Annotated in this window: 3 protein-coding genes; 2 read left to right on the forward strand and 1 reads right to left on the reverse strand. The window is 76.2% G+C overall.

Annotation, left to right across the window (positions count from 1 at the left end):
* Positions 1–248: 248 nt before the first annotated feature.
* Together ABD54_RS25865 and ABD54_RS25870 are read left to right on the forward strand one after the other, a co-directional pair.
* Positions 249–1,070 carry an enoyl-CoA hydratase-related protein gene (locus ABD54_RS25865; protein WP_047872163.1) on the forward strand — a complete coding sequence of 274 codons (822 nt, stop codon included), beginning with the start codon at positions 249–251 and terminating at the stop codon, positions 1,068–1,070.
* Between the two features lie 91 nt (positions 1,071–1,161).
* Entirely contained in the window at positions 1,162–1,815 is a 654-nt protein-coding gene (locus tag ABD54_RS25870) for an MBL fold metallo-hydrolase (protein ID WP_047872164.1), read from the forward strand.
* Between the two features lie 5 nt (positions 1,816–1,820).
* Here ABD54_RS25870 and ABD54_RS25875 read toward each other — a convergent pair.
* Positions 1,821–3,859 (reverse strand): CHAT domain-containing protein (locus ABD54_RS25875; RefSeq protein WP_047872165.1); only part of this gene is annotated, 2,039 nt, incomplete at its 5' end.

Here is a 3,859-nt window from a genome sequence, read left to right on the forward strand (position 1 = left end):
GGGTCGGGCTGCACCCCGACCCGCCACACGCGCGGGCACTTGTGAGGGGGACTTAACAAGCGGGGTGTACACGGACATGGTGTCCCCGGGGCCCGGTTGTCTAGGGTGGGACCGGATTCGTGCACCACGCCACAGAGTCGGACGCGGTCGGCCACCAGCCGGGCGCGTGAGCGCGCCGCGACACGAACGCGCGCGCGTCCCCCTCTCCGGCACCCGCGAGTATGGACCCTGAGAAAGGCCCGCCTGCGATGACGCAGCACCCGTCCCCGACCCCCTCGGACGACACGCCCCTGGTACGCCTGGCCGTCGAGCGCTCAATCGCCACGGTCACCCTCGACTCCCCCCGCAACCGCAACGCCCTGTCCGCCCGGCTGCGCGCGCAACTGTCGGGTGCCCTGGCCGAGGCGGTGGCCGACGACGAGGTACGCGCCATCGCGCTCACCGGCACCGGCCCGGTGTTCTGCGCCGGAGCCGACCTGAAGGAGGTCGGCGCGGCCCTGCGGGGCGCCCCGGTCGAACCGGCGCCCGAACTCCCCGAGATCTTCGAGCAGATCATGGGCGCCCCCAAACCGGTGGTCGCCGTGCTCAACGGCGCCGCCCGCGCCGGGGGCATCGGACTGGTGGCCGCCGCCGACATCGCCCTGGCTCCCAAGAGCGCCACGTTCGCCTTCACCGAGGTGCGCATCGGCGTGGTCCCCGCCGTCATCTCCGTCCCGGTGTCCGCGCGGATGCACTCGCGCCAGCTCAGCCGCTACTTCCTCACCGGCGAGCTGTTCGACGCCTCCGCCGCCGCCAAGGCCGGACTCCTCACCCAGGCCGTCCCCGACCGCGACATGCCGCACGCCGTGGACGCGATCCTGCAGGGACTGCGGGGATCGGCGCCGCGCGCGCTCTCGCGCACCAAGGAACTCCTGAGCGAACTGGGAGCGGGCGCGCTGGCGGCCCCGGACCGGCGCTGCGAGGCCTTCGCCCGGATGGGCGAGCTGTCCGCGGAGTTCTTCGCCGGAGAGGACGCCGCCGAGGGCCGCGCGGCGTTCTTCGACAAGCGCGCGCCCCGCTGGGCCAGGTGACCCCGGCCGCGGCGGCCCGTCCGGGCCGCCGCGGCCGCACACCCGTGCCACCCCGGTGCGTCCGCTCCCGGACACGGGCCACAATGGTCGGGTGAGCTACTCCGGAGATACCAGGGTCGGCGGCCCCGCCGACCTGCGACGACTACCGCACCTGACCATCACCAAACTGGCCGTCGGCCCGATGGACAACAACGCCTACCTGCTGCGCTGCCAGCGCACCGGCGAGGCCGTCCTCATCGACGCCGCGGCCGAACCCGACCGCATCCTGGAGCTGATCGGCGAGGAGGGTCTGGCCCGGGTGGTCACCACCCACCGCCACCAGGACCACTGGCAGGCCCTGGCCGAGGTCGTGGGCCAGACCGGGGCGCGCACGGTCGCCCACCCCGACGACGGCGAGGAGCTCCCGGTCTCCGTGGACGAGCCCGTCGTGCACGGGTCGCGCGTCCCGGTCGGGGAGTGCCACCTCACCGTCATCCACCTGCGCGGGCACACGCCCGGGTCCATCGCCCTGCGCTACGACGACCCCGAGGGCCGCACCCACCTGTTCACGGGCGACTCCCTCTTCCCGGGAGGCGTCGGCCGCACCTGGTCCGACGACGACTTCCGCGTCCTGTTCGCGGACGTGGAGGAGCGCCTGTTCGGGGCACTGGCCGACGACACCTGGGTCTACCCCGGGCACGGACGCGACACCACCCTGGGCGCCGAGCGTCCGCACCTGGGGGAGTGGCGCGAGCGCGGCTGGTAGCGGGCTCAGACGCCGAAACAGCAGAACCCCGCCCGCCCGAGGTGGACAGCCACCGCCTCGGGCGCGGGGACGCCCGCGGCGAGCGCGCGGTGGAACAGGCGCATGGCCCCGACGGTCCCCGCGTCCCGGACGGGGACGGGGCTGGCCACCACCGTGCGGACCCCGGCCGCGAGCAGCGCGCCGGTGAACCCGAGCGGAGCCCCGGCTCGGTCCGCGAAGCCCCGGCCGCTCCAACAGGTCGACAGCACCACCGTGTCCGGGGCCTCGGGCAGTTCGGCCAGGTCGCAGGCGAGCAGCGGCCCGTCGCCCAGGCCGACCGAGGCGAGCATGGGCGAGCGGCCGGGGACGCGCCCGTGCCCCGCCAGGTGGGCCAGGTCGGCCCGGCCGAGGGCGGCCAGGACGTCGGAGCGCAGGGCACGGTCGGCGCGGAGCACGCGCGCCCCCGGGTACACGCCGGCCAGCGCGGCGACCTCGCGAGCCGCCCCGTCCGGTTCGGGCGCCGCCACCAGCAGCACCCGCTCCGGCGGGCGGGGCGCGGGGGCCCCGGGTCGGGTCCGCTCCAGCCAGAACCCGGCTCCGGGCACCAGGTTCAGCGGACGGCCCCGCAGCGCGGGGAGCATGCCCCATGGGGGATCGCCGAGGTAGGCGTCTCCGGCCACGACCAGAGGGCGGTCGCCGACCAGGGCCAGCAGCGGTTCGAGGAGGACGCGGGCGGCGCCCTCGGCCGCCTCCCGCGCCTCGCACGCGTCCTGCGCGAACGCAACCGGGTGGACGAACCGGGCCATCGCGCGGGCCACACGCGGGAGCGGCCCCAGGACGCGTACGTGGACCCGTCCGGCCGCGGCCACGAGCGCGACGGCCTCCCCGTGCGCCCGGGTGTACCGTACGAAGGCCCGGTCGCCCAGCCGCTCCAGCAGCGCACCCGCCACGGGCGAGGGTGCGGGGGCGCGGCGTGCCACCGTGTCCTCGTGGTGCGCCTGCCAGCGGGCCGACTCCAGGCGCTGGGCCAGGGCGTGCGGATCGCGACCGCGGACCAGCGCCGCACGGTAGCGGTCGGCCAGCGAGGCCGTCGCCGGTGTGCGTACGCCGGGACCCGGGACGTGGGGTGCGGCCCGGGTCCGGGCCAGTTCCGCCCACTCCAGGGCGGTGGCCGCCTCCCCGTCGCGCAGGGCGCTCTCCAGGCCCGCGCGGACGACGTGGGGGTCGCTCACCGCGCCCGCCAGCCAGGGGCCCGGCGCCAGGCGCGGGTGCGCGTCCAGGGTGTCCAGGGCCAGATGGACGGCGCTCCTCCCCGAGGGCCGCGGTGCGGCCAGGGGCGCGCGGACGGCCAGGGCGTTCCTGGCACGGGCCACGGGAGAGGCCGTCCGGCCCTCGCGCAGTGCCATTTTTTCCAGGCGCGTGGCCAGCCGGTACCACAGCGAGCCCGTGCCGAAGGAGTGCCGCACCCGGCGGGTGAGCTCGACCGTGTGGCGGTTGTCGCCCCGCAGCAGCCGCAGCTTGGCCTCCACCAGCAGGGCGTTGGCCGACGAGCCCCCGGCCCAGGGGCCGTCCGCGAGTGCCGTCGCCGCCTCCTCCACCAGACCCTCGGCGAGCAGCGCCTCGGCCAGGTCCACGTGCAGCGCCTCGCGGCGTTGGGAGGGCAGTCGGTCGGTCAGGGCGTGGAAGGCGGCGATGGCCGCGGGGGCGTCGCCCCGGTAGAGGCTGAGGCAGCCCAGGTTCTGGTCGATGACCAGGCCCATCAGCGGCAGTCGGCGCTCCCGTGCCAGGGAGCGGGCCTCGCACAGGTGTTCCTCGGCTTGGGGGAATCGGCCGCACAGCGTCTGCGCCAGGCCCAGGTTGAGCAGGACGCCGGGCATCACCGTCGCGGACTCGGCCACCGGGTGACCGAGCAGGCGCCGGTGGGCCTCGTCCAGCAGGGCCGCGGTCTGCTCGAACATGCCGCCCTGCGCCAGTCGGATCCCGTGGCTCACGCGGGCGAGCAGGGATCTGCCGGACCGCAGCGCGTGGTGGTCCGGGCAGGCGGCGGAGAGGGGGGACTCGGGGG

Origin of the sequence: Nocardiopsis sp. RV163 (assembly GCF_001029525.1) — a bacterium.
Classification (GTDB): Bacteria; Actinomycetota; Actinomycetes; order Streptosporangiales; family Streptosporangiaceae; genus Nocardiopsis; species Nocardiopsis dassonvillei.

Bases quoted from the DNA above. Each gene is read 5' to 3' on its own strand.
- ABD54_RS25865 (WP_047872163.1), top strand. From the start codon at position 249: ATGACGCAGCACCCGTCCCCGACCCCCTCGGACGACACGCCCCTGGTA.